Source organism: Pontivivens nitratireducens (assembly GCF_011290545.1).
GTDB lineage: Bacteria > Pseudomonadota > Alphaproteobacteria > Rhodobacterales > Rhodobacteraceae > Pontivivens > Pontivivens nitratireducens.
The window spans coordinates 1,258,645-1,280,569 of record NZ_CP049811.1; the positions used below are offsets into that span (position 1 = coordinate 1,258,645).

Consider the following 21,925-nt stretch of genomic DNA (forward strand, 5'->3'; position numbering starts at 1 on the left):
GTCATCGCGGGTGACGCTGCCGGACGCTTGGCCATCGGGCGGCAAGACGCTACCTTCCATGGCGAAGGGAGCATTCATGCGCCAGACCGATCGCCAGCCTGATCCTCAGTTCGACCCGCTGCACGCCTTTCGCGGACGCCTGCGCGCAACGCGTCTGGTCATCGCGGCGGAACGGGGGGCGCGGGCCTTTTGGCCGGTCAGCACATTGTTGTTGGGCGGCTACGCGGCGCTGCGATTCGGGGGCGTCGCCTGGTTGGCGGGGCATGTCGGCCTGTGGCCGGTTGTCGCCGGATTTGCTCTCGTCGCCGCGTTGCTCATCGCCATGGGCTTGCGCCGCTTTCGCTGGCCCACGACCGGCGATGCAATTGCGCGGCTGGATCGCGGCACGGCCCGAAACCTGCTGACCACGCTGACCGACCGCCCCGCCATGCCCACCGATCCCGCGCAGGCCGCCGTCTGGTCCGCGCATATGGCACGGGCGCAGGCTGCGGCGCAGGGCGTCGGCGTTCCCGCGCCGAACCTGCAAGTTTCGCGTCAGGACCGCTACGCATTGCGGCTGGTCGCGGCAACGGCTGCGATGGCGGGGGTGCTGTTCGTGCAGGGCACCGATCCGGGAGGTCTGGGCAAGATCGGCGGTGCCCGTGCCGCCGGACCGACATTCGAGGCCTGGGCCACCCCGCCGGCCTATACCGGGCTGCCCACCATCTATCTGACCGAGCGTGAGGGCGATCTGCTGTCCCTGCCCACAGGCACCGAAATTGCCCTGCGCGCCTATGGCGAGGGGTTCGAGCTGGATCACAGCGTCGGCAGCGACGGCACCCTGCGTCAGGTCGCCCCCGGCCTGAACGATGCGCGTCTGCTGTTGAATGAGGATGGCGCGATCACGCTCAGCCGGGGCGGGGCACAACTGGCGAAATGGGATTTCTCGGTCAGTGGCGATCAGGCCCCGACGATACGGTTCGATGGTGACGTGACCCGCGCGCGCGCCGGTGCGACCGAGGTTCCCTTCGCTGTCGCGGATGATTTTCAAGTTGCCTCCGCCAGGATGATCGTCACCCGCGATCTGGATGCGGTCGATCGCCGACATGGCTTGATCCCCGATCCCGTGACGCGCCCTGATTTGACCGTCGATCTGGATCTGCCGTCGCGCGATCAGGGCAGCGGAGCCGAAGTCTTTACCCGCGATCTGTCCACACATCCCTTTGCCGGGCTTCCCGTCCGGATGGTGCTTGAGGCGACGGACGGCGCAGGCCAGACCGGGCGCAGCGAAGCGCGCGAACTGGTGCTGCCGCAACGCGCCTTTTACGACCCGCTTGCCCGTGCCATTGTCGAACAGCGTCGCGACCTGCTGTGGGCCCCTGAGGAGAACATCCGCCGTGTCGGTCAGTTGTTGCGTGCGGTCTCGTATCAGCCGGATGAACTGAACACGCCCGACGGGGTCACGGACGCCCTGCGCGACACCATCGCCGCGATAGATATCGCCCGTCAGGGCACCCCGACATTGGAGCAGATCGACACCCTGGCCCAGCAGCTTTGGGACATCGCGCTGATGATCGAGGATGGCCGCCTTGCCGATGCCGCCGCTGAAATGCGCCGCGCACAGCAGCGGTTGAGCCAGGCCTTGCAGGACGGCGCCAGTGACGCCGAAATTGCGGATCTGATGCAGGACCTGCGTGAGGCCACGCGTGAGTATATGCGCCAGATGGCCGAGGCTTTGCAAAACGACCCGGACGCCCAGCAGCGCGCGCAGGAGCAGGGCGACGACGGGATGGAGATGAGCCGTCAGGACATTCAGGATCTGATGGATCGCATTCAGGAACTGTCCGAAAGCGGCCAGCGTGAGGAAGCGCAACGCCTGCTCGATCAACTCGCGCAGATGATGGAAAACATGCAAATGACCCTGAACGGTCAGGGACAGGGCGGCGAACCGCAGCAGGGGGGCGAGGGCGGCACAGGTCAGGGCGGTGTGCAGGACACCTTGCGACAACAGCAGGAGCTTGCCGACCGTTCGTTCGAAGAATTGCAGCGCCAGTTCCGTGAGGGCCCCGGTTCCGAGGGCGGTTCGGGGCTGGAGGGTCTTGCCGAGACGCAGGAGGCCTTGCGCGAAATGCTCGAAGGTTCCGATGACGGGCAGAGCAGCGCCGAGGCGCAGGAGCGTCTGGATCAGGCGGAACGCAACATGGCCGATGCCCGCGATGCGCTGGAACGTGGCGACGGGCGCGGTGCCCTCGACAGTCAGGCCCAGGCGATGGATGCATTGCGCGAGGCACTTCGCGCGCTCGACAACAAAGGCAACGATGAGGATGCGCCCCCGCGTGAGGGCGATCCCGCAGCGGAGGCCGATCAGCAATCGGCAAGCCGCGACCCGCTGGGGCGTCCGACCCAGAATGGTCAGGCCCTGCACAGCGGTGAGGATATGGTCCCCGAGGGCGGCTCCATCGGGTCCGCACGCGATCTGCTCGACGAAATCCGGCGCAGGTCAGGCGACCGCGACAGAACGGTGGAGGAGCGCGACTACCTGCGCCGCCTGCTCGACCGCTTCTGAGGGGTCAGCCGTTCACAAGGGCCGCGATGGACGCCCGCAACGAGTTGATGGTCGAAACGTAGGCCTCCAGCGCTGGCGCGATGGGCGGCAGGGCGGCGGCCAGATCGGCCGCCAGAAAATAGACCGCCGCCGCGATCAGGGCGAGCATCAGCGCCATCACGAAACCCAGACCACCTCGACCACCGGTCGTCGGGGAGGTCTGTTCCTGTAGTTCGCGCTCATCCTCCGGCACATTTTCCTGCGGCACATTGTCGTTCGCAGCCGCAGGAAGGGTGGTGGCAGGTGGTGGGGTGGCGCCAGGTCGCCCGGGTCGCGCAGGACGCGCGGTTCGCGGGGCGGCAGGCGCCACCGGATGATCGGATACCGGATGCGCGCCAGGGCGGCCCGGGCGTTGTGGACGGGCCCGCGACGGGGGGAAGGGCATTACATCGGAAGTTTCCGGCTCGATCCGCGCGGCAGGCGGAGGCGCCAGAGCGTCGGCATCCCCATCGGGCTCCGCCTCATGTGTCAACTCATGTGTCAACGTCGCTGCGGGCTGCGATGGCTCATCAAGGATGCGGCGCAGATCGTTCAGAACCGAATCCGCCTCGTCAATCTCGCTTGCGGGTTCCTCAATCAGGGTTTGTGATGTCGGTGGCGTTGCGTCCGACTGGCGCGCGGCTCGCCGTTCGGCGCGGCGCGCGCGCATCGCCTCGAACGCGGCATCGGCCCCGGCGCGGATCGTATCGCTTTGCGGCACCGGCGGAATGCTGAAATCGGCGGATGTGTCCGGTTCCTCGGGCTGCGCGGCAGGTGGATGCGGTTCGTCGGCATATTCGTGCTGCATTGGCACTGGGGTCGCGTCGATCGTGGGGGCGCTGTCGGTGCGTTCCGGCTCAACCGCGTTCGTCGCCTGATCAGTGGGCGCTTCCGCAGGATCCTGACGGGAGGAGACCTGTCGCGACAGAAGGGAGCGCAATGCCTCGACGTCGAAATCGGAGGCCCCGGCCATATCCGGCTGCTCCTCCTCTTCATCGAGGTCCATGCTCAACCGGTCATCTACGGCATATTCTTCCGCAGTATCAGGCACAGCTTCGGGTGTGGAATCGGGCCGCTCCCCCAAGGCATCGGAAATGGCGCTGGCGATCTCCTCCGGCGCCGCGAAGTCCGGGGTGATCATTTCGGGGGTGTCATCCGGGGAGTCCGGCGCGGCCGAATCCTGCGTGCTCACGGGTCGCGTGGCGGTCCATTCATTGTCGCAGACACCACATTGAACCACGCGGCCTGTTACCGGAACATCGGCATCCGCAACTTCGTACTGGGTTGCGCAGTTCGGACAGATCAGGCGCACGTCATTCCCCCGGAAATACTGTTTCAAGCTGGTCGCCCCCCCTCAGGATCGACCGCAATGACGGACATTAACCTGCAATTCCGACGGTGCCTAGGCCCCAACCCCCGTGCCGAACTATTGTTCCCGCGATACGCATCTGCAATGGTCCGCAAGCAACGGTTTGGGGGAAGAACGTGATCGGTTTCGAGCAGGCTGGCTTCAGCTACGGGCAAGATCGCATCCTGTCGGATGTAACGCTCGACATCGCGCCTGGGTCCTTCCATTTCCTGACCGGTCCGTCGGGAGCAGGCAAGACCACGTTCCTCAAGATGTGTTATCTGGCGCTGCGACCTACCGACGGCCGCATGCAATTGTTCGATCGCGATGTGATGACGTTTGACCGGAACGATGTCGCGCTGACCCGCCGCCGGATCGGTGTGATGCATCAGAACTGCGTCTTTCTGGATCATCTGACGCTGCGCGAAAACGTCGTGCTGCCATTGCAGGTCGCAGGCCGCGTCGGGCCGGAGGTTGAGCGGGATCTGGACGATCTGCTCGATTGGGTCGGTCTGGCCAGTCGCGCCTACGCCCTGCCGCCTGAATTGTCGGGCGGGGAACGCCAGCGGGCCGCCCTGGCGCGCGCAGTCATCAGTGCGCCGGACATCGTGCTGGCGGATGAGCCGACGGGCAATCTGGACTGGGCGATGGCTGAGAGGGTTCTGCGTCTGCTGGTCGAGTTGAACAGGCTGGGTAAGGCCGTGGTGATCGCGACCCATGACATGAATCTGATTCGAACCGCGAAGGCGGACGTGAACGCCCGCGTCTTGCGCTTGGCCAGGGGGCGGTTGCAAATGGCGGGGGCGGACCTGTGAAACTGCATCGCTTGCTTTCGGGCGGGGCGGCGGACGGTATCGTCCCGACCTCCGGCTTCACAGCTTGGCTGGTGTCGCTGGTGTCGCTGGCCATGGCGGCGCTGGGCGTGGCGGCGCTGGCGGTCTGCTTCGCCACGGACCGGCTGGCCGACAGATGGTCGGCGGAGCTGGCGCGCTCCTCCACCGTGACGATCATGGTCCCCGAGGGGCAGATGGACGCGCAGGCCGAGGCAGCCCTGATTGCTGTGCGCACGACCCCCGGCATCCAGTCCGCACGGCTGTTGAGCGAGGAGGAGCAAAGCGCCCTTCTGGCCCCCTGGTTGGGTAGCGACCTGACGCTGGACGTGCTGCCCGTGCCCCGCGTCATCGTGATGGAGGAGACGGTCGCCGGACCCGACGCCGACAGCCTGCGCCTGCGGCTGGAGGGAGAGGCACCTGATGCCGTCTATGACGACCACACCCGCTGGCGGCGGCCGATGGTGGCGGCGGCGCAACGTCTGCGTCTGTTCGGGCTGGGCGCGCTGGGACTGATCGCGCTGGCCACGGCGGGCATGATCACGCTGGCCGCACAGGCCTCACTGGCCGCGAACGAACAGATCATCGGAACGCTGCGTCTGATCGGGGCGCAGGACAACTACATCGCCGGTGCCTTCGTGCGCCGCTTCACGCTGCGGGCCCTGGGCGGTGGCGTGGCCGGAACCGTGCTGGCTGCGCTGGGATTGCTGTTCATGCCCGACATGGCGCGGGAGGCGGCCTTCGTCACGCGGCTGGGCCCGCAGGGCGCACAATGGGCGCTGTTGCTCACCGTGCCCTTGATCGCTGCGGCGACCGCGTTTATCGCAACCCGAATGGCCGCGTTCCGCGCGCTGCGTCACCTCGAAGACCGCTGAGGACATTCCATGCTTCTGATCCGATCCCTGATCTTTACCGCCGCGATGTACTTCGCCCTGCTGGTCATGGGAGTGGCGGGCGCGATACCTGCCATGCTGTCCAAGGATTGGGCCTATTGGTTCATGAGCCGTTACTGCCACGTGGTGTTCTGGCTGATGCGAACCATCGTCGGACTGAAGGTCGAGATTCGGGGGCATGTCCCCCAGGGCGAATGCATCGTGGCGGCAAAACACCAGAGCTTTCTGGACATCATCATCCTGATGGGCACCTTGCCCCGCCCGAAATTCGTGATGAAAAAATCCGTGAAGTGGACCCCGATCGTCGGTTTTTACGCCATGCAGATCGGTTGCGCGCCAGTGGACCGGCAGTCCAGAGGCGCGATGGGCGCGATGTTGGAAAATGTCGCGGAGGAACGCGCCGATCCCGGACAGATCGTGATCTATCCGCAGGGAACGCGGGTCGCGCCCGGTGTGGTGGCGCGGTACAAGCGGGGCGCGGCGGCGCTCTATCAGAGCTTCGCGCTGCCCTGCGTACCAGCGGCGACCAATGCAGGCGTGTTCTGGGGCCGCAATTCCCTGCTGCGCAAACCCGGCGTCGCGGTGGTCGAGTTCCTGCCGGAAATTCCCGTAGGGCTAGACCCGGCGGCGTTTATCACCCAGCTCGAAGCGGAAATAGAGCCGGCTTCGGACCGATTGCTCGACCTTTGAAATCGCCTCTGGCTACAAGTTGAGATCGCCCCCCGGCGATAGGGGGCGAACGTCCATAAATGGGCTTTTCAGGCTTTGGGCGTAGCATCTGCGCTATAGCGCGACCATGCCCATGTCGAGGAACTTCTTGCGACGGTCATCGCGGATCTGGTCGCCACTCTTGCCGTCGAAATCCGCCAGCATTGCGCTCAACGCCTGACCAACGGATGCAATCGCCGCATCGGGATCGCGCTGCGCGCCGCCGACCGGCTCCGCGATCACGCGATCTATGACGCGCAATTTCAGCAGGTTCTGCGCGGTCAGCCGCAGGGCCTCGGCGGCCTCGCGCATTTTCTCGGCGTTTTTCCATAGGATCGAGGCGCAGCCCTCGGGCGAAATGACGGTGTAGATCGCGTGTTCCAGCATCGCGACACGGTTGCCGGTGGTCAGTGCGATGGCACCGCCCGACATGCCCTCACCGATGATGACGGAGATCAGCGGAACACGCAGCGACAGACATTTCTCTGTGGAGCGGGCGATGGCCTCGGACTGGCCGCGTTCCTCCGCGCCCTTGCCGGGATAGGCGCCGGGTGTATCGACGAGGGTGATGACGGGCAGGCCGAACCGGTCGGCCAGATCCATCAGGCGCACGACCTTGCGATAGCCCTCGGGCCGCATCATGCCGAAGTTGCGGGCAATGCGGCTGGCCGTGTCATTGCCCTTTTCCTGACCGATCACCACGACCGGGCGATCGTCGAGGCGGGCCAGACCGCCCATGACGGCGGGATCGTCTGCGAAGTTACGGTCGCCCGCCAAGGGCGTGTATTCCGTGAACAGTGCGTCGATATAATCCTTGCAGTGCGGACGGTTGGGATGGCGCGCCACCTGCGCCTTGCGCCAGGGGGACAGGTCGCCGTAGAGGTCGGCGAGCATCGTCTTGGCCTTCTTGTCCAGGCCGGCCGCTTCCTCATCGACCTTCATAGTCGGGTCCTGCCTGCCGAGGGCGCGCAGCTCCTCCGCCTTGCCTTCGATTTCAGCCAAACCCTTTTCGAAGTCGAGATAGTTCTGCATATGGCCCCTCGTGCGTTACTATGGGGGATATAGGCGGCTGGGGGACCGAAATGCAATTCCCCCCGTGTAGATGCAATGTAGATGCGGGGGGCCCGGTCGCCCGGGCCACCCCGATTTTACCCGGCGATCATCTCGGATTGCTTGACGATCACTTCGGCCTGACGGATCGAGGCGAGATCGACCAGACGCCCCTTGTAGACGGCGGCACCCTGACCGGTTTTTTCCGCCTCCTCCATCGCGGCGAGGATTTCGCGGGCTTCGGTGATCTGCGCCTCAGACGGGGTAAACACCTCATTCGCCAGCGCGACCTGCTTGGGGTGGATCGCCCATTTTCCGACCATGCCCAGCGTGGCGGAGCGGCGTGCCTGCGCCATGAAGCCCTGATCGTCCGAGAAATCACCGAACGGACCATCGACGGGCAGCAGGCCGTGCGTGCGGCAGGCGGCGACGATGGCGGTGATGGGCATGACCCAGGGATCGCCCCAGTGCTTTTGCCCATCGGGGGTCAGCATGTAGTAGTTTTCCTGCGTTCCGCCGATGCCGGTGGTCTGCATTCCCATGCTGGCGGCATAATCTGCGGCACCCAAGCTCATCGCCTGCATCCGGGGGGAGGCGGCGGCGATCTCCTCGACATGGGCCAGACCGGCTGCGGTTTCGATGATGACCTCGAAGCCGACCTTCTTGCTGCGGCCCTTGGCCATTTCCACGGCACTGGCCAGCGCGTCCACGGCGTAGATATCACCGGCATTTCCGACCTTGGGAATCATGAATCGGTCAATGCGGTCGCCGGCCTTTTCAAGCACATCGACCACATCACGATACCAGTAAGGCGTGTCCAGACCGTTGATCCGCACGCTCAGCGTCTTGGTGCCCCAGTCGATGTCGTTGATCGCCTCGATAACGTTCTTGCGCGCGTTGTCCTTGTCCGACGGGCTGACGGAATCCTCTAGGTCGAGGTTGATGACATCGGCGGCGGAGCTGGCCATCTTTTCGAAGATAGCAGGACGCGAACCGGGGCCGAACAGTTGGCATCGGTTGGGAACGGCGGGGGCTTGTGGCTGGACCTTGAAGGACACGGGTTCTCCTTTGGGACATAATGTTGCGTAGCGCTTACCTGGAGGGATATTTCCGTGCGATCAAATCGTCAAGGGGGATGCTGCGGCTGCGAAGGCTGACGCCCTGGCCCGCAGCCTTAGGCAACGCTGTGACGACGATGTCAGCAGCGCCGTCGAAAGGTCAATGGTCAACGTCTTGCGACCCGCGCAACTTTGCCCTATCTGGTGAGTCGAGAGGTTGGCGCGGGCAGGCACCTCGCCAACCTGGTCAGAGCCGGAAGGCAGCAGCCACAACGAGACTCGCTTGGGTCGTCGTCCAGCCTCTCACCCACCTTCCCGCGTGGATAGGTATTCCCCCTTCGAAAATCATGCGTCGTTCGGATCGTTGGCGAACAGCGCGATCTTGTTGCCCTGCGGATCACGCAGGTAGCAGACGTAGAAATTCGCCCCGTAGGCATCGCGCAATCCCGGTTGCCCCTCATCCGAACCACCGGCCTGCAACGCGGCGCTGTGCAGCGTGCGGACCTGTTGCCGGTCGCGCGCCTGAAACGCAACCATCGTGCCGTTGCCTGCGGATGCCGGGCTGCCGTCGAAGGGCGGTTTGACGTAGAATTCCGGCAGGAGGGCCAGCTGGTCGGATGGTTGGGCCAGCGCATAGCTCAACCCCTCCGGCCCTTCCTTCACCCTGTAGCCCAGCGCGGGCAGGATGGCGGCATAGAACCGCTTCGCCCGTGGAATGTCATCGGCTCCGACGCAGACATAACTGATCATGTGAGGGATCCCGTGGTTGAGTATCGCGTGGCACGCGATGATTAGACCGGAGTATGAATAGACCGGGGCGCGCCCGTTCACAAAAGTTTTGCCAAACCCGCGTCCCGGTCCAATTTGATCCGCATGACGGATACAGACAAACTGGCCGAGGACAGAACCGATTGGGCCGAGGACCGCACGGTCATGGCGAACGAGCGCACGTTCGCGGGCTGGATGCGGACCGGCATGGCGTCGCTGGGCATCGCGATCGGTCTGTCGGCGGTGTTCAAGGAGGCGGAGCCGACCTGGGTGGCGAAATCGGTCGCGATGATCTTTATTCTGATCGCGCTCATCATCTTTCAGATGGCGCGGCGTGCCGCGTGCAAGGTCCAGACCCGGCTCGATTCCCATCGGGCGGAGCCGCAAAACACCAAGGGTATCACGTTGCTTACCGCCATATTCAGCACCGGCGCACTGGCAACCGGTGCAATCCTGTGGTGGCTCTAACGCATCTGCCGCCGGGCGCTGAGGGCAGCGGTAATCGTGCCGTCGTCCAGATAATCCAGTTCCCCGCCCACGGGCACACCCTGTGCCAGCGACGTGACGGGGATACCGCGATCCGCCAGCATGTCCGCGATGTAGTGCGCGGTGGTCTGGCCATCTACGGTCGCGCCCAGCGCCAGAATGACCTCCGTCACACCGTCCTGCGCGATGCGGTCGGCCAGGCGGGGCAGGTTGAGATCCTCTGGCCCGATCCCGTCCAGCGCGCTGAGCGTGCCGCCCATGACGTGATAGCGCCCGCGAAACACCTGCGCGCGTTCCATCGCCCACAGGTCCGCGACGCTCTCGACCACGCAGATGGTTGAGCCGTCGCGTTTCGGATCGCTACAGATATCGCATTGCTCCGACGTGCCGATATTGCCGCAGATCAGACATTCGCGGGCGGTGCGGGCAACCTCGGTCATCGCCTCGGCCAGCGGTTCGAGCAGCACGCGCCGTTTTTGCACCAGCGCCAGCGCCGCCCGCCGGGCGGAGCGGGGGCCGAGGCCGGGCAGCCGGGCCAGCAGGCCGATCAGCTCATCAAGGGGACCACTGCTCATCCCCGCTCCTATGCTCCGGCGCGGCGCACGATGACGGAGCCGACGGAATAGCCCGCCCCGAACGAGCAGATCACGCCCAGATCCCCCGGTTCGAAATCGTCGGAGTGTTTCGAGAACGCGATGATTGATCCGGCGGAGGAGGTGTTGGCGTAATCCTGAAGGATGTTCGGCTGTTCGTCGCGGGTCGGCTCACGCCCCATGACCTTCTTGCCGATCAGGTCATTCATCGACTTGTTGGCCTGATGCAACCACATCCGCTTCAGATCCTCGGGTGCGATGCCGTTATCGGCCAGATGCGCGGTCATCAATGTCGCCACGATGGGCACCACCTGTTTGAAGACCTTGCGCCCCTCCTGCATGAATTGCATGTCGCGGCGATCCTCGACCCCGTAAGGGCGGGTGCGGCGCAGGAAGCCGTTATTGTTGCGGATATTGCTGGAAAACTGCGTCAACAGGCGGGTGTCGACGATGTCGAAGCGAATGCCGGTGGCATCCTCGGCCCGTTCGACCAACACGGCGGTGCACACATCGCCGAAGATGAAGTGACAGTCGCGGTCGCGCCATTCCAGATGGCCCGAGGTGATCTCGGGGTTGACCATCAACACCGATCGGGCGGAGCCGGAGCGGATCATGTCCGCCGCCTGCTGGATGCCGAACGTGGCGGAGGAGCACGCGACGTTCATGTCGAAGGCAAACCCCTCGATCCCCAGAAGCTGCTGAATTTCGACCGCCATCGCGGGATAGGCGCGCTCCATGTTGGACGCGGCGCAGATCACGGCGTCCACGTCGTCAGCGGTGCGCCCGGCCTGTTCCAGGGCGGTGGTCGCTGCCTTGACCGCGATTTCCGCCATCAGCGAGGGTTCGTCGTCAGCGCGTTCACGAAAGCGGGGAAACATGCGGGTGGGGTCCAGCACGCCTTCCTTGTCCAACACATAACGCTGTTCGATACCCGATGCGGCAAAGATGAAATCGGCGTTGGAATGGGTCTTGGCCGGTATGTCCCCCGCCGCGATGGCATCGGCATGTTCCGCATTGAAAAGGTCCACATAGGCGTTGAATGCCACCACCAACTCGTCATTCGTGATGATCTGCGACGGAGTGAACACGCCGGTTCCCGTAATGGCGGGTTGGTGCATGGAACGTTTCCTCATGTTTTATGGGCCGAAAGCGGCGGTAGTGATCAGAAGGGCATCTTCATGCCGGGGGGCAGTTCCATGCCCTCTGTCACCTTGGCCATTTCGGCCTGTGCTGCATCGGATGCGCGCGATTGTGCATCCTTGATCGCGGCGAGGATCAGATCCTCGACCACCTCACGCTCCTCCGGCTTGAACAGATCGTCCGAGATGGTCAGGCTGGTCAGCTCCCCCTTGGCGGTGGCACGGGCCGTGACCAGACCGCCGCCGGACTGTCCTTCGACCTCGATGGTGTTCAGACGCTCCTGCGCCTCCTCGACCTTGCCCTGCATTTCCTGCGCCTGCTTCATCAGCTTGCCGATGTCGCCCAGCTGTCCCAGTCCCTTTAGCATGTTGTTCCTCATGTGAATGGAGTGTTGCCTGAATATGTACTGTGCCGACAGGGGCGCGACAAGTTGAGGCTGTTGAAGTTCCGTAAGGGCGCTAACGGCTTGCGTCGCCGTGACCGGCGCAGCAAGCTGTGCGCGGCGTCATTTACCTGTCACACCTGCATACGATACAAACCCGCATGATTGATCCAGATTTTCTCAATTCCGCGCCCGGCCCGTCGGTCGAGCTTTCCGACTTCGACGTCACCGGACCTCAGCGGTTCTTCAACCGGGAGCTGTCATGGCTGTCATTCAACTGGCGCGTGCTGGAGGAGGCGGAGAACCCTGCCGTTCCGTTGTTGGAGCGGGTGCGCTTCCTGTCCATTTCGGGGTCCAACCTGGATGAGTTCTTTACCGTCCGCGTCGCGGGTCTGCGCGGGTTGGTGCGGGCAGGGGTGGTCAAACCCTCGGCAGACGGGCTGACCCCCGCGCAGCAGTTGGAGCGGATCGACGCGGATGCCCGCGCGCTGATGCTGCGCCAGCAGGAATGCTGGGCCACGCTCAAGCGTCTGCTGAAGGACGTCAATATCGATGTCGTCGGCGTGGACGATCTGACCAAGGTGGATGCGGAGCGGTTGGAGCAGGTCTTCATGGATCAGGTGTTCCCGGTCCTGACGCCGCTGGCCATCGACCCGGCGCATCCCTTTCCGTTCATCCCCAATGCCGGTTTCGCCATGGCGCTGCAACTGCGGCGCGTGGCCGATGGCGCCCCGCTGGAGGCGCTGTTGCCAGTGCCCAATCAGGTCAATCGCTTCATCCGGCTGGAAGGCGGACGCCCCGGTGTTCTGCGGTTTCTGCCGTTGGAGGGTCTGCTGGAACTGTTCCTGACGCGACTGTTTCCGGGCTATGAGACAGCGGGCCTTTGTACCTTCCGCGTGTTGCGCGACAGCGATCTGGAGGTCGAGGAGGAGGCCGAGGATCTGGTGCGCGAGTTTGAGAGCGCGCTGAAACGGCGGCGACGGGGGGAGGTGATCCGGCTGAAAATCTCGATGAACGCCCCCCCGGACCTGCGCGCGATGATCATCGAGGAACTGCACGCCAATGCCGACGAAGTGATCGAGCTGGGCGGCGTTATCGGGATCGCGGACCTCAGCGAACTGGTGGTCGACGATTATCCCGACCTGCTGTGGAAAAAATACAAGCCCCGCACGCCCGAGCGGGTTCAGGATTTCGAAGGCGATATCTTTGCCGCCATCCGGCAGAAGGACATGCTGCTGCACCACCCGTATGAGAGTTTCGACACCGTGGTGCGGTTCGTTCAGCAGGCCGCGCACGACCCGGACGTGCTGGCCATCAAGCAGACATTGTACCGCACGTCCAAGAACTCCCCCATCGTGACGGCCCTGTGTGAGGCGGCGGAGGATGGCAAGAGCGTCACCGCGCTGGTCGAATTGAAGGCCCGTTTCGACGAGGCCGCGAACATCCGCCTGTCCCGTCAGTTGGAACGCGCCGGTGCGCAGGTCGTCTATGGCTTCATCGACTGGAAAACCCATGCCAAGATGTCCACCGTCGTGCGGCGCGAGGGGGAGGATCTGGTCACATATTCGCATTTCGGCACCGGCAACTACCACCCGATCACGGCGAATTTCTACACCGATCTGAGCCTCATGACCTGCGACAAGGCACTGGGCCGGGATGCGACGCGGGTGTTCAACTATGTCTCGGGCTATGCGATGCCCGAAATGCTGGAGAATCTGTACGTCTCCCCCCACAACTTGAAAAGCCACATCATCGACAGCCTGGAGTGGGAGAGCGAGCACGCCCGCGCCGGACGGCCCGCCGCAGCGTGGTTCAAGTGCAATTCGGTGATCGAGCCGGACATCATCGACGCCATGTACCGCGCCAGTCAGGCCGGAGTGCGGATCGACATGGTGATCCGCGGCATTTGCGGCGTGCGTCCCGGCATCACCGGATTGTCCGAGAATATCCGCGTGAAATCCATCGTCGGGCGGTTTCTGGAACACAGCCGGATCGCGTGTTTTGGCAATGGTCACGGCCTGCCCTCGGACGGGGCGCGGGTCTATATCTCCTCCGCCGATCTGATGGGGCGCAACCTCAACCGGCGGGTTGAAACGCTGGTGGAGATCAAGAATCCCACCGTGCACGCCCAGATCATCCATCAGGTGATGGCGGCCAATCTGGCGGATGAGGCGCAGACTTGGGTGCTGGACGCCAATGGCGACTATGTGCGCCCCGGTGCGATCGACGGGGACAAGCCGTTCAACTGCCACGAATTCTTCATGCGCAATCCTTCGTTGAGCGGTCGGGGCCGGGCCGGGGCCGGCGATGCGCCGCTGCTGACGAAATTGCGGCTGTCCGGCGGTCGCTGAGCCGGGCCTCAGGGCTTTTGCCGTGGTCACGGGCGATCAGCAGGCTATCGTGTCCTCGAATAAGATGAGGGGAAGCGCGATGGCGAAGCGGATCAAGCAGTTCGAGGGGTTGGACCTGTCCCGCGTGGGCGTGGTGGATGTCGGCTCGAACTCGGTCCGGCTGGTGGTGTTCGACGGCGCGGCGCGGTCACCTGCGTATTTCTTCAACGAAAAGGTGCTGTGTGGACTGGGCGCGGGGGTCGGGGCCACGGGCAAGCTGAACCCCGAGGGTCGCCGCTCCGCCCTGTCCACGCTGAAACGATTCGTGGCGCTGGCGGAGCGGATGAACCTGTCCTCGCTGACCTGCGTCGCCACCGCCGCCGTGCGTGAGGCGAAGGATGGCCCCGATTTCGTCAAGCAGGTCGCGCGTGAAACAGGACTGGAACTGCGCGTGATCGAGGGGATCGAGGAGGCTCGGCTCTCCGCGCAGGGCGTGCTGGTCGGCTGGCCCGATGCGGTGGGCCTGACGGTGGATATCGGCGGCGCGTCCATGGAACTGGCCCGCGTTCACGGCGGTCGGATCGGCACCTGCGTCACGTCCAATCTGGCGCCGCTGTCCTTGGCGGACATTCCCGAAAAGAAGCGCGAGAAGGTGATCGCGGAAACCTTGCGCGATTTACGGCAGAAACTGCCGGGCCGGGTGGAGGAGATGTTTCTGGTCGGCGGCTCGTGGCGGGCGATCGCGAACCTGCACATGGCGCGCCGGGCCTATCCGCTGAATGTGTTGCACGCCTACGAGGTCGCGCCCGAGGATTTGCTGGAGACCGCCGAATGGGCGGTGGGGCAGGATGTGGCGGCCTTCAGCGAACTGGTCACGACCTCCGAGGCGCGGCTGTCGCTGGTTCCGCTCGCCTCGCAGGTCTTGCGGCAGGTGGTCACGGTGTTCCAGCCGGAGCGTATCGCCGTGTCGTCCTATGGCCTGCGCGAGGGGGTGCTCTATGAACAGATGTCACCCGAAGCCCGGCAACTGGACCCTCTGATCGAGGCCTGTCGCCACACGGAGATCGCGGCCGCCCGGTTCCCCGGATTCGGTGAGGCGCTGTTCGACTGGGTCAGGCCGATCTTCGCGCTGGAGGAGGAATGGACGCTGCGTCTGATCCATGCCGCCTGCCTGCTGCACGACGTGAATTGGCGGACCCATCCCGATTTCCGGCCCACCGCCAGTTTCGAATCCGTGACGCGGGCCAATCTGGGCGGCATCACGCATCGGGGCCGGGTCTTTCTGGGTCTGATGCTGACCAATCGCTATAAAAGTGGGCGCAGGGTCAGGCCGGATGACGATCTGGTTGCGTTGCTGGAGCCGGAGCAGCAACAGCTTGCGGAAACGGTCGGCAGGGCGTTGCGATTGGGCGCGATGCTGACCGGGGCGTCGGTCGATGCCCTGAAACAGTCACGACTGATTCTGTCCGACAGCAAGCTGGTTCTGGTTCTGGATGGCACGATGGGCGCCCTGCGCGGTGAGGTGGTGGAGAAGCGTTTGGCCAAATTAGCGGCGAATCTGGGCCGAAACTTCAGCATTCAGGTCGAATAACCGTGCAAAACCGGCAGTTTGTCCCAAAAAGCAAAACGGACCGGCAATGCCGATCCGTTCAGAAAGTCTCCCCAGACTTGGGCCGTCTATGCGGTGTATCAACCAACAATAAACGGACTTTTCCCTCACGTCACCCCGAAACTTTCTTTCCGGTGTAAAAACTGGCGAGATGATGGGCAGGGATGCCCTATTAACAGGCAGATGAAATGACGGCGACAGATGCCGCGCATGCGGCCCGTTGCTGCCCCATTGCTCCATCGTGCGGGCTGCACTAGACCGGGTCCGAAACCGATTGTCGGAGAATACGGATGCGTCTGTCGCGATACTTCATGCCTGTCCTCAAGGAAACGCCGGCCGAGGCGCAGATCGCCAGTCATCGCCTGATGCTGCGGGCCGGAATGATCCGGCAGGCCAGCGCCGGAATATATTCCTGGCTGCCGCTGGGCCTCAAGGTGCTGCGACGGTTGGAGCAGATCGTGCATGAGGAACAGCAGCGCGCGGGCCACCTGCCGATGCTGATGCCCACGATCCAGTCCGCGGACCTGTGGAAGGAATCGGGCCGCTACGAGGATTACGGCAAGGAAATGCTGCGCATCACCGACCGGCATGACCGCGACATGCTGTACGGCCCCACGAACGAGGAGTTGATCACCGACATTTTCCGTCGCGATGTCGGCTCCTACAAGCAGTTGCCGCTGACGCTCTATCACATCCAGTGGAAGTTCCGCGATGAGGTGCGCCCGCGCTTCGGCGTCATGCGGGGTCGGGAATTCCTGATGAAGGATGGCTACAACTTCGACCTGACCAAAGAAGACGCGATGCACGCTTATAACCGTCACATGGTCACGTATCTGCGGACCTATGAGCGGATGGGCCTGAAGGCGATCCCGATGCGGGCGGATTCCGGCCCGATCGGTGGTGAGAACACGCATGAGTTTCTGGTTCTGGCCGACACTGGCGAAAGCGAGGTCTTCTATGACAGCGCCGTCACCGATCTGAGCCTGGGCGCGCGGGACGTGGACTATGACGACGTGGACCAGTGCCGCGCCATCATGCAGGAGTTCACCACCCCCTATGCCCGTACGGACGAGACGCATGACGAGGCCACCTTCGCCGAGGTGCCCGAGGATCGTCGCAAGACCGCGCGCGGCATCGAAGTGGGGCAGATCTTCTATTTCGGCACCAAGTATTCCGAGCCGATGGGCGCCACCGTTCAGGGGCCGGACGGCAAACCGGTGCCGGTGCACATGGGCAGCCACGGCATCGGCGTCTCACGTCTGGTGGGTGCGTTGATCGAGGCCAATCACGATGAGAACGGCATCATCTGGCCCGAAAGCGTCGCCCCCTACGGCGTGTCGATCGTGAACCTCAAGCAAGGCAACACCGATACCGACCGGGTGTGCGAGGAATTGTACGCGACCCTTGGCAAGGCCGGGATCGAAGTGTTGTACGACGACCGTGAGGAACGGGCCGGGACCAAGTTCGCGACCGCCGATCTGATGGGCGCACCGTGGCGGATCACCGTCGGGCCGCGCGGGTTGAAGGACGGCGTGGTCGAACTGACCTCGCGCCGCACGGGCGATGCGCAAACGCTCGACCCGCAGGCGGCGGTGGAGCGGCTGAAGGACATCTTCACGGGGCTGTGACGTTTCCGGCCCGGTTGGTGAAAGCCGGCCGGGCCGCACTACCTCCCCCTCATACAGAGGAGGATTTGATATGAAATATGCATTGTTCACGGCAATGATCGTGGCTGCCCCCGCCTTGGCCCAATCCAACAATCCCGTAGCGCAGAGCGCGCCGAATGTTCCGGAATTCACCCCCGCCTTTCCTGAGCAGACCCGCGCCCCCGAAAGTCTGAGCGGTATCGAGTTGCAAACCACCGAGGTCGCGGCTGGTTTGAGCCACCCCTGGGGCATCGCGGTGCTGCCCGGTGGCGGCTATCTGGTGACGGAGCGCAGCGGGCAACTGCGCGTCATCGATGCGGACGGCAATCTGGTGGCGGAGCCTGTCAGCGGGCTGCCGGACTTGCTGGCCGAACAGCAAGGTGGCCTGCTGGATGTCGAACTGGCCCCGGATTTTGCACAGACGCGCCACATCTACTTCACCTATTCAAAACCGCATCCTGATGGCGGATCGTCCACCGCCGCCGCGCGCGCGACCCTGTCGGACGATCTGACCGCGCTCAACGATGTGGTCGATATCTTCGTGCAGTCGCCGCCCTCACCCAACCCGATGCATTACGGGTCGCGGGTCGTGCCGAATGGGGATGAAATCTATGTCACCACCGGTGAACATTTCGTGCCGCAGGAGCGTGTCTTCGCTCAGGACCTGAACAAGACCTATGGCAAGATCGTGCGCGTCACCGCTGACGGCGACGCGGTGGAGGGCAATCCGTTCATCGGTCAGGACGACGCGCTGCCCGAGATCTTCAGCTACGGTCATCGCAACATTCAGGGGGCGGCAATCCGGCCCGATACCGGGGAGTTGTGGGCGATCGAGCATGGTCCGGCAGGGGGGGATGAGTTGAACCTGATTGCGCCGGGTGAAAACTACGGCTGGCCCGTCGTCAGTTACGGTGAGAATTACGACGAAACCCCTGTGGGCACCGGCGGTGCCGACCACGCGGCGGAAGGCTTTACCGAGCCGCGCTATTACTGGGACCCGGTGATCGCGCCGGGGGGCATGGTTTTCTATCAGGGTGACGTCTTCGCGGATTGGCAGGGCGATGTGCTGATCGGCTCGCTCAACCCCGGTGCGCTGGTGCGGCTGGAGATGGACGGCAATACTGTGGTGGGTGAGGAACGCCTGCTGAACGATGTGGGCCGGGTGCGCGACGTCGCGGTGGACGCGGACGGGTCCTTGCTGGTTCTGATCGACGCGGATGACGGCGCGGTACTGCGGGTCACCCCCGCAAACTGACCCATCAGGCGGGGCCCGCGCGGCGATGATGCTGCGCGGGCCCCGTCAACCAGCAGCCTCGCAGCCCCTTGACCCCGGACAGGGGCGAACGCATTGTCCGCGCGGGCATCAAGGCCGGAGGACATCATGGCAGGCAGTGCCACCCCCTTTGCATCTTTCGAATGGTTGATCGCGTGGCGTTACCTGCGCGCGCGCAGGCGCGAGGGTGGCGTCAGCGTCATGACCTGGATCAGCCTGATCGGCATCGCGCTGGCCGTGTTCGCGCTGATCGCGACGCTGTCCGTCCGCTCCGGCTTTCGCAGTGAGTTCGTGGCGACGATCCTGGGGGCCAACGCGCATGTCCAGGTTCTGCAAACGCCCTATGCGACCGAGACGGGGCAAGTGATCCGCACGCTGGACGACTATGACGCCAGGGCGGATGCTGTCCGGCAGGTTCCGGGCGTCACCCGTGTGGCCCCCACCGTGCGGGGTGAGGTTCTGGCCTCGGCCAACGGGCGCAATGCCGGTGTGCAGGTGCTGGGCCAGACCATCGCGGACATCAAGACCCTGCCGCTGCTGGCCGATCCGGAGGTCAGCTATGGCAGCATCGACGATCTGGCGAACGGGATCGCCATCGGCACCGGGGTCGCCAACCAATTGGGCGTACTGGTCGGGGACCGCGTACAGATCATTTCCCCCGACGGGGTGCAGGGGCTGATGGGGACCACGCCGCGTACATCGACCTACGAGGTCGTCCATATCTTTCAGGTCGGGCGCTATGACATCGACCGCATCCGGGTCTACATGCCGCTGGCCGAGGCGCAGCGATTCTTCAACCGTGATGGCGTCGTGGATGAACTGGAAGTTCTGGTCGAGGATCCCGAGGATATCGACGATCTGGTGACGCCGATCCTGGCCGCCGCAGGGGCGGGCACCTATTCGTGGACATGGCTGCAATCGTCGGGCGGGTTCCTGCGCGCGTTGGAGATGGAGGACAACATCATGTTTGTCATCCTGTCCATTCTGGTGCTGATCGCGACGCTGAACATCACTTCGGGCCTGATCATGCTGGTCAAGAACAAGGGCCGCGACGTGGGCATCCTGCGCACGATGGGGCTGTCGCAGGGGTCGATCCTGCGGGTGTTCTTCATCTGCGGATCAGGGATCGGGCTGATCGGCACGACACTGGGCGTGATTCTGGGCTGTGCGTTCGCGATCTATATCGACCCGATATTCGGGTTCGTGAACTGGTTGCTGGGCGGCGGGGTCTGGGACCCCTCGGTCCGGTTCATCAGCGAACTGCCCGCCGAATTGCGGCTGGTGGACGTGCTGCGTGCGGCGGCGCTGTCGCTGGGGCTGTCCTTCGTCGTAACCTATTTTCCGGCGCGCCGTGCCGCGCGCATGAACCCGGTGGAGGCGTTGCGCTATGAGTGATCCGGTTCTGAAGCTGACAGGCATCTCCAAGACCTACAACGAGGGGGAGCCCGGTGAAATTCGCGTCTTGCGCGATCTGGATCTGAGCGTCGGACGGGGTGAGATCGTCGGACTGGTTGCGCCATCCGGTTCGGGAAAATCGACGCTGCTGCACATCGCGGGCCTGCTCGATTCCACCGATAGCGGCACGGTAGAGATCGAGGGACAGGACGCCACGCGGCTGGGCGACCGTGCCCGTACGCGGCTGCGCCGGTCCACCATCGGGTTCGTCTATCAGTTCCACCACCTGCTGCCCGAATTCACGGCGAGCGAGAATATCGAGCTGCCCCAACGCGCCGCCGGTGTCGGCACGTCCGACGCACGGGCGCGGGCGCGCGAATTGCTCAGTTCTGTCGGTCTGGCGGATCGGATGGGCCATCGCCCCTCGGAAATGTCGGGCGGGGAACAGCAGCGTGTGGCCTTCTGTCGGGCGCTGGCCAACAATCCCGGCCTCCTGCTGGCGGATGAACCGACGGGCAATCTGGACCCGGACACGTCCGAACAGGTCTTCGCAGTCCTGATGGGTCTGGTGCGCGACACTGGTCTGTCGGCGGTGATCGCGACGCATAATCTGGAACTGGCCGGTCGGATGGATCGGACGCTGCGCCTGACATCGGGGGCGGTTCAACCGGTCTAGCCCCAGGTGGTTTTCAGTCGCAGGCCGCCTTGAGACGCAGCCAGTCCGCGTCGTCCAATGCAGGAGTGTAGACGGCGGGGCCAATGCTGTCGCCCGCCTGCAAGGTCTCGATCCGGGCGCGGGGTGCGCCATATTCGTTCAGCAGCAGGCTGACCGGCAGACTGGGCAGTTGCGCCACTGTCAGCAGGCGCAGGGCCGCGCTGTCGGCCTGAGGGTCGCGCAGGCCGGCGCTGATCAGCGCCTCTAGAACATCGTCATGACGCGCGCGGGGCAACACCTCGGACGCGGCCAGACGGACCGTACCGATCAGGCCCAGCGTCTGCGTTACAACCTGTCGATCCAGTTTCAGATCATAGCGGGCCTGAGCCAGTGCCAGCAGTCCGGCAATCTGCTCGGGTTGATCGCTTAGATCGACGGCATTGGCGTTCAGCAAGACCAACGCACCGGGCAGGCTGAGCACGGGTGGCCCGTCGAACCGGGCCAGAACCGGGCGGATGGCCGTCGCGCCGGGGTCGAGCCGCCCGTGGATGCGCAGCAGCAGCGGATGACCGCGCGAGGTACGTAACCCGGCCGTTCCGTTCACCCGGCAGAACCGCGCATCCTCGGCCTGCATCCGGTCGGTCGCCAGCGCGATGGCGACCCGTTCCCATGTTACATCGTCCACGCGTTGCATCAGGAATGTGGCGATGGGCTGTCGTGCCAGCAGCACGGCACCGATCAGCACCACCAGAAACAGCAGCGCTGGTGCCAGAAGCTTGATCCGGCGACGCTCGACTATCTCACGCAGTGCATCGCCGCGCACCGCCCGAATCGCGGAGATCATGTCGCGATCGTCGAGCGACAGCGTTTCCTGACAGTCGGGGTCCGGGGTCAGGACTAGGCCGTGCTCATCGCTTCCCAGCTCCTCCAGCGCGGCGAGGGACCAGTGACCCCACGGCTCCTCCTCCATGCTCATCAGGGTCAGGGTGGCATTGCCGAAACTGACCACGACCTCGCGCGGGTCCTCATCTGGCGACGAGCGCCACAATGCGACGGCTTCGAGCCGTTGATACTGATCCAGTGCGGTCATCGCTTGCCTGTTCTGCCTCGCCCCACATTTAGCGCGTTTGCGGAACGAGGCGAGAGATCACATTCCTTGGGGTTTCCGAAATACAGCAGGCAACCCACGGGAACTATG

The 21,925-nt window shown here is 64.2% G+C and carries 19 protein-coding genes, 1 other RNA gene and 1 pseudogene; 12 read left to right on the plus strand and 9 right to left on the minus strand.

Annotation, left to right across the window (positions count from 1 at the left end; translation table 11 throughout):
* Positions 1-76: 76 nt before the first annotated feature.
* Positions 77-2,545 carry a DUF4175 domain-containing protein gene (locus tag G8E03_RS06180; protein ID WP_166189813.1) on the plus strand — a complete coding sequence of 823 codons (2,469 nt, stop codon included), beginning with the start codon at positions 77-79 and terminating at the stop codon, positions 2,543-2,545.
* 4 nt (positions 2,546-2,549) lie between these two features.
* Here the strand turns inward: G8E03_RS06180 and G8E03_RS06185 are convergent, their stop codons facing one another.
* Both G8E03_RS06185 and G8E03_RS17685 read right to left on the minus strand, forming a co-directional pair.
* Positions 2,550-3,755: a hypothetical protein gene (locus G8E03_RS06185; protein ID WP_240910438.1), complete on the minus strand. Its 1,206-nt coding sequence runs from the start codon at positions 3,753-3,755 to the stop codon at positions 2,550-2,552.
* A 60-nt stretch (positions 3,756-3,815) separates the two neighbouring features.
* Positions 3,816-3,875 (minus strand): annotated as a pseudogene (locus G8E03_RS17685) (MJ0042-type zinc finger domain-containing protein); the annotation flags it as partial.
* Between the two features lie 173 nt (positions 3,876-4,048).
* On the opposite strand from G8E03_RS17685, the gene G8E03_RS06190 reads away from it, so the two are divergent.
* Genes G8E03_RS06190 through G8E03_RS06200 form a run of 3 tightly spaced genes read left to right on the plus strand, consistent with a single transcriptional unit; the run spans position 4,049 to position 6,324 of the window.
* On the plus strand, positions 4,049-4,726 hold the full coding sequence (locus tag G8E03_RS06190; protein ID WP_166189818.1) for a cell division ATP-binding protein FtsE: 678 nt from the start codon (positions 4,049-4,051) through the stop codon (positions 4,724-4,726).
* A complete protein-coding gene (locus G8E03_RS06195) occupies positions 4,723-5,616 on the plus strand; it encodes a cell division protein FtsX (protein WP_166189820.1) in 894 nt (297 codons plus the stop codon). The genes G8E03_RS06190 and G8E03_RS06195 overlap by 4 nt, the downstream gene beginning before the upstream one ends.
* 9 nt (positions 5,617-5,625) lie before the next feature.
* The gene (locus G8E03_RS06200) at positions 5,626-6,324 is read left to right on the plus strand and encodes a lysophospholipid acyltransferase family protein (protein ID WP_166189822.1); all 699 of its coding nucleotides are present in this window, start codon (positions 5,626-5,628) and stop codon (positions 6,322-6,324) included.
* A 93-nt stretch (positions 6,325-6,417) separates the two neighbouring features.
* On the opposite strand, the gene G8E03_RS06205 is transcribed toward G8E03_RS06200, so the two are convergent.
* Together G8E03_RS06205 and G8E03_RS06210 are read right to left on the minus strand one after the other, a co-directional pair.
* Positions 6,418-7,374 (minus strand): acetyl-CoA carboxylase carboxyltransferase subunit alpha, encoded by a 957-nt coding sequence (locus G8E03_RS06205; protein WP_166189824.1) that lies wholly within the window; start codon positions 7,372-7,374, stop codon positions 6,418-6,420.
* Between the two features lie 116 nt (positions 7,375-7,490).
* Positions 7,491-8,450, minus strand: coding sequence for an HpcH/HpaI aldolase/citrate lyase family protein (locus G8E03_RS06210; protein WP_166189826.1), 960 nt, complete (start codon positions 8,448-8,450; stop codon positions 7,491-7,493).
* Positions 8,451-8,660: 210 nt separating this feature from the next.
* On the opposite strand from G8E03_RS06210, the gene ffs reads away from it, so the two are divergent.
* Positions 8,661-8,759: signal recognition particle sRNA small type (gene ffs / locus G8E03_RS06215), an RNA gene on the plus strand.
* 36 nt (positions 8,760-8,795) lie between these two features.
* Here ffs and G8E03_RS06220 read toward each other — a convergent pair.
* Positions 8,796-9,200 carry a VOC family protein gene (locus G8E03_RS06220; RefSeq protein WP_166189828.1) on the minus strand — a complete coding sequence of 135 codons (405 nt, stop codon included), beginning with the start codon at positions 9,198-9,200 and terminating at the stop codon, positions 8,796-8,798.
* 123 nt (positions 9,201-9,323) lie between these two features.
* Between G8E03_RS06220 and G8E03_RS06225 the strand changes: the two genes are divergently transcribed.
* Positions 9,324-9,686 (plus strand): DUF202 domain-containing protein, encoded by a 363-nt coding sequence (locus G8E03_RS06225; protein ID WP_166189831.1) that lies wholly within the window; start codon positions 9,324-9,326, stop codon positions 9,684-9,686.
* On the opposite strand, the gene recR is transcribed toward G8E03_RS06225, so the two are convergent.
* Genes recR through G8E03_RS06240 form a run of 3 tightly spaced genes read right to left on the minus strand, consistent with a single transcriptional unit; the run spans position 9,683 to position 11,804 of the window.
* The gene (gene recR, locus G8E03_RS06230; RefSeq protein WP_166189833.1) at positions 9,683-10,279 is read right to left on the minus strand and encodes a recombination mediator RecR; all 597 of its coding nucleotides are present in this window, start codon (positions 10,277-10,279) and stop codon (positions 9,683-9,685) included. The two genes, G8E03_RS06225 and recR, sit on opposite strands and share 4 nt — an antisense overlap.
* A gap of 8 nt (positions 10,280-10,287) precedes the next feature.
* Positions 10,288-11,415, minus strand: a complete 1,128-nt coding sequence (locus G8E03_RS06235; protein ID WP_166189835.1) for a beta-ketoacyl-ACP synthase III — start codon at positions 11,413-11,415, stop codon at positions 10,288-10,290.
* Between the two features lie 44 nt (positions 11,416-11,459).
* Positions 11,460-11,804, minus strand: a complete 345-nt coding sequence (locus G8E03_RS06240; RefSeq protein WP_166189837.1) for a YbaB/EbfC family nucleoid-associated protein — start codon at positions 11,802-11,804, stop codon at positions 11,460-11,462.
* Between the two features lie 176 nt (positions 11,805-11,980).
* Between G8E03_RS06240 and G8E03_RS06245 the strand changes: the two genes are divergently transcribed.
* The 6 genes from G8E03_RS06245 (at position 11,981) to G8E03_RS06270 (ending at position 20,748) form a co-directional block, all read left to right on the plus strand.
* Positions 11,981-14,170 (plus strand): RNA degradosome polyphosphate kinase, encoded by a 2,190-nt coding sequence (locus tag G8E03_RS06245; protein WP_166189839.1) that lies wholly within the window; start codon positions 11,981-11,983, stop codon positions 14,168-14,170.
* 79 nt (positions 14,171-14,249) lie between these two features.
* Complete coding sequence (locus G8E03_RS06250; RefSeq protein WP_166189842.1) at positions 14,250-15,740, plus strand: Ppx/GppA family phosphatase; 1,491 nt, start codon at positions 14,250-14,252, stop codon at positions 15,738-15,740.
* 308 nt (positions 15,741-16,048) lie between these two features.
* Positions 16,049-17,386 carry a proline--tRNA ligase gene (gene proS, locus G8E03_RS06255; protein ID WP_166189844.1) on the plus strand — a complete coding sequence of 446 codons (1,338 nt, stop codon included), beginning with the start codon at positions 16,049-16,051 and terminating at the stop codon, positions 17,384-17,386.
* Between the two features lie 70 nt (positions 17,387-17,456).
* Positions 17,457-18,659 carry a PQQ-dependent sugar dehydrogenase gene (locus G8E03_RS06260; RefSeq protein ID WP_166189846.1) on the plus strand — a complete coding sequence of 401 codons (1,203 nt, stop codon included), beginning with the start codon at positions 17,457-17,459 and terminating at the stop codon, positions 18,657-18,659.
* A 126-nt stretch (positions 18,660-18,785) separates the two neighbouring features.
* Complete coding sequence (locus G8E03_RS06265; RefSeq protein WP_166189848.1) at positions 18,786-20,072, plus strand: lipoprotein-releasing ABC transporter permease subunit; 1,287 nt, start codon at positions 18,786-18,788, stop codon at positions 20,070-20,072.
* Complete coding sequence (locus G8E03_RS06270; protein ID WP_166189851.1) at positions 20,065-20,748, plus strand: ABC transporter ATP-binding protein; 684 nt, start codon at positions 20,065-20,067, stop codon at positions 20,746-20,748. The genes G8E03_RS06265 and G8E03_RS06270 overlap by 8 nt, the downstream gene beginning before the upstream one ends.
* 13 nt (positions 20,749-20,761) lie before the next feature.
* Here G8E03_RS06270 and G8E03_RS06275 read toward each other — a convergent pair whose 3' ends face one another.
* Positions 20,762-21,817 (minus strand): hypothetical protein, encoded by a 1,056-nt coding sequence (locus G8E03_RS06275; protein ID WP_166189853.1) that lies wholly within the window; start codon positions 21,815-21,817, stop codon positions 20,762-20,764.
* Positions 21,818-21,925: the final 108 nt, after the last annotated feature.

Coding starts and splice junctions, on each gene's coding strand:
- G8E03_RS06200 (WP_166189822.1), top strand. CDS start 5,626: ATGCTTCTGATCCGATCCCTGATCTTTACCGCCGCGATGTACTTCGCC.
- G8E03_RS06260 (WP_166189846.1), top strand. CDS start 17,457: ATGAAATATGCATTGTTCACGGCAATGATCGTGGCTGCCCCCGCCTTG.
- proS (WP_166189844.1), top strand. CDS start 16,049: ATGCGTCTGTCGCGATACTTCATGCCTGTCCTCAAGGAAACGCCGGCC.
- G8E03_RS06275 (WP_166189853.1), bottom strand. CDS start 21,817: ATGACCGCACTGGATCAGTATCAACGGCTCGAAGCCGTCGCATTGTGG.
- recR (WP_166189833.1), bottom strand. CDS start 10,279: ATGAGCAGTGGTCCCCTTGATGAGCTGATCGGCCTGCTGGCCCGGCTG.
- G8E03_RS06180 (WP_166189813.1), top strand. CDS start 77: ATGCGCCAGACCGATCGCCAGCCTGATCCTCAGTTCGACCCGCTGCAC.
- G8E03_RS06220 (WP_166189828.1), bottom strand. CDS start 9,200: ATGATCAGTTATGTCTGCGTCGGAGCCGATGACATTCCACGGGCGAAG.
- G8E03_RS06235 (WP_166189835.1), bottom strand. CDS start 11,415: ATGCACCAACCCGCCATTACGGGAACCGGCGTGTTCACTCCGTCGCAG.
- G8E03_RS06250 (WP_166189842.1), top strand. CDS start 14,250: ATGGCGAAGCGGATCAAGCAGTTCGAGGGGTTGGACCTGTCCCGCGTG.
- G8E03_RS06270 (WP_166189851.1), top strand. CDS start 20,065: ATGAGTGATCCGGTTCTGAAGCTGACAGGCATCTCCAAGACCTACAAC.
- G8E03_RS06205 (WP_166189824.1), bottom strand. CDS start 7,374: ATGCAGAACTATCTCGACTTCGAAAAGGGTTTGGCTGAAATCGAAGGC.
- G8E03_RS06240 (WP_166189837.1), bottom strand. CDS start 11,804: ATGCTAAAGGGACTGGGACAGCTGGGCGACATCGGCAAGCTGATGAAG.
- G8E03_RS06245 (WP_166189839.1), top strand. CDS start 11,981: ATGATTGATCCAGATTTTCTCAATTCCGCGCCCGGCCCGTCGGTCGAG.
- G8E03_RS06265 (WP_166189848.1), top strand. CDS start 18,786: ATGGCAGGCAGTGCCACCCCCTTTGCATCTTTCGAATGGTTGATCGCG.
- G8E03_RS06225 (WP_166189831.1), top strand. CDS start 9,324: ATGACGGATACAGACAAACTGGCCGAGGACAGAACCGATTGGGCCGAG.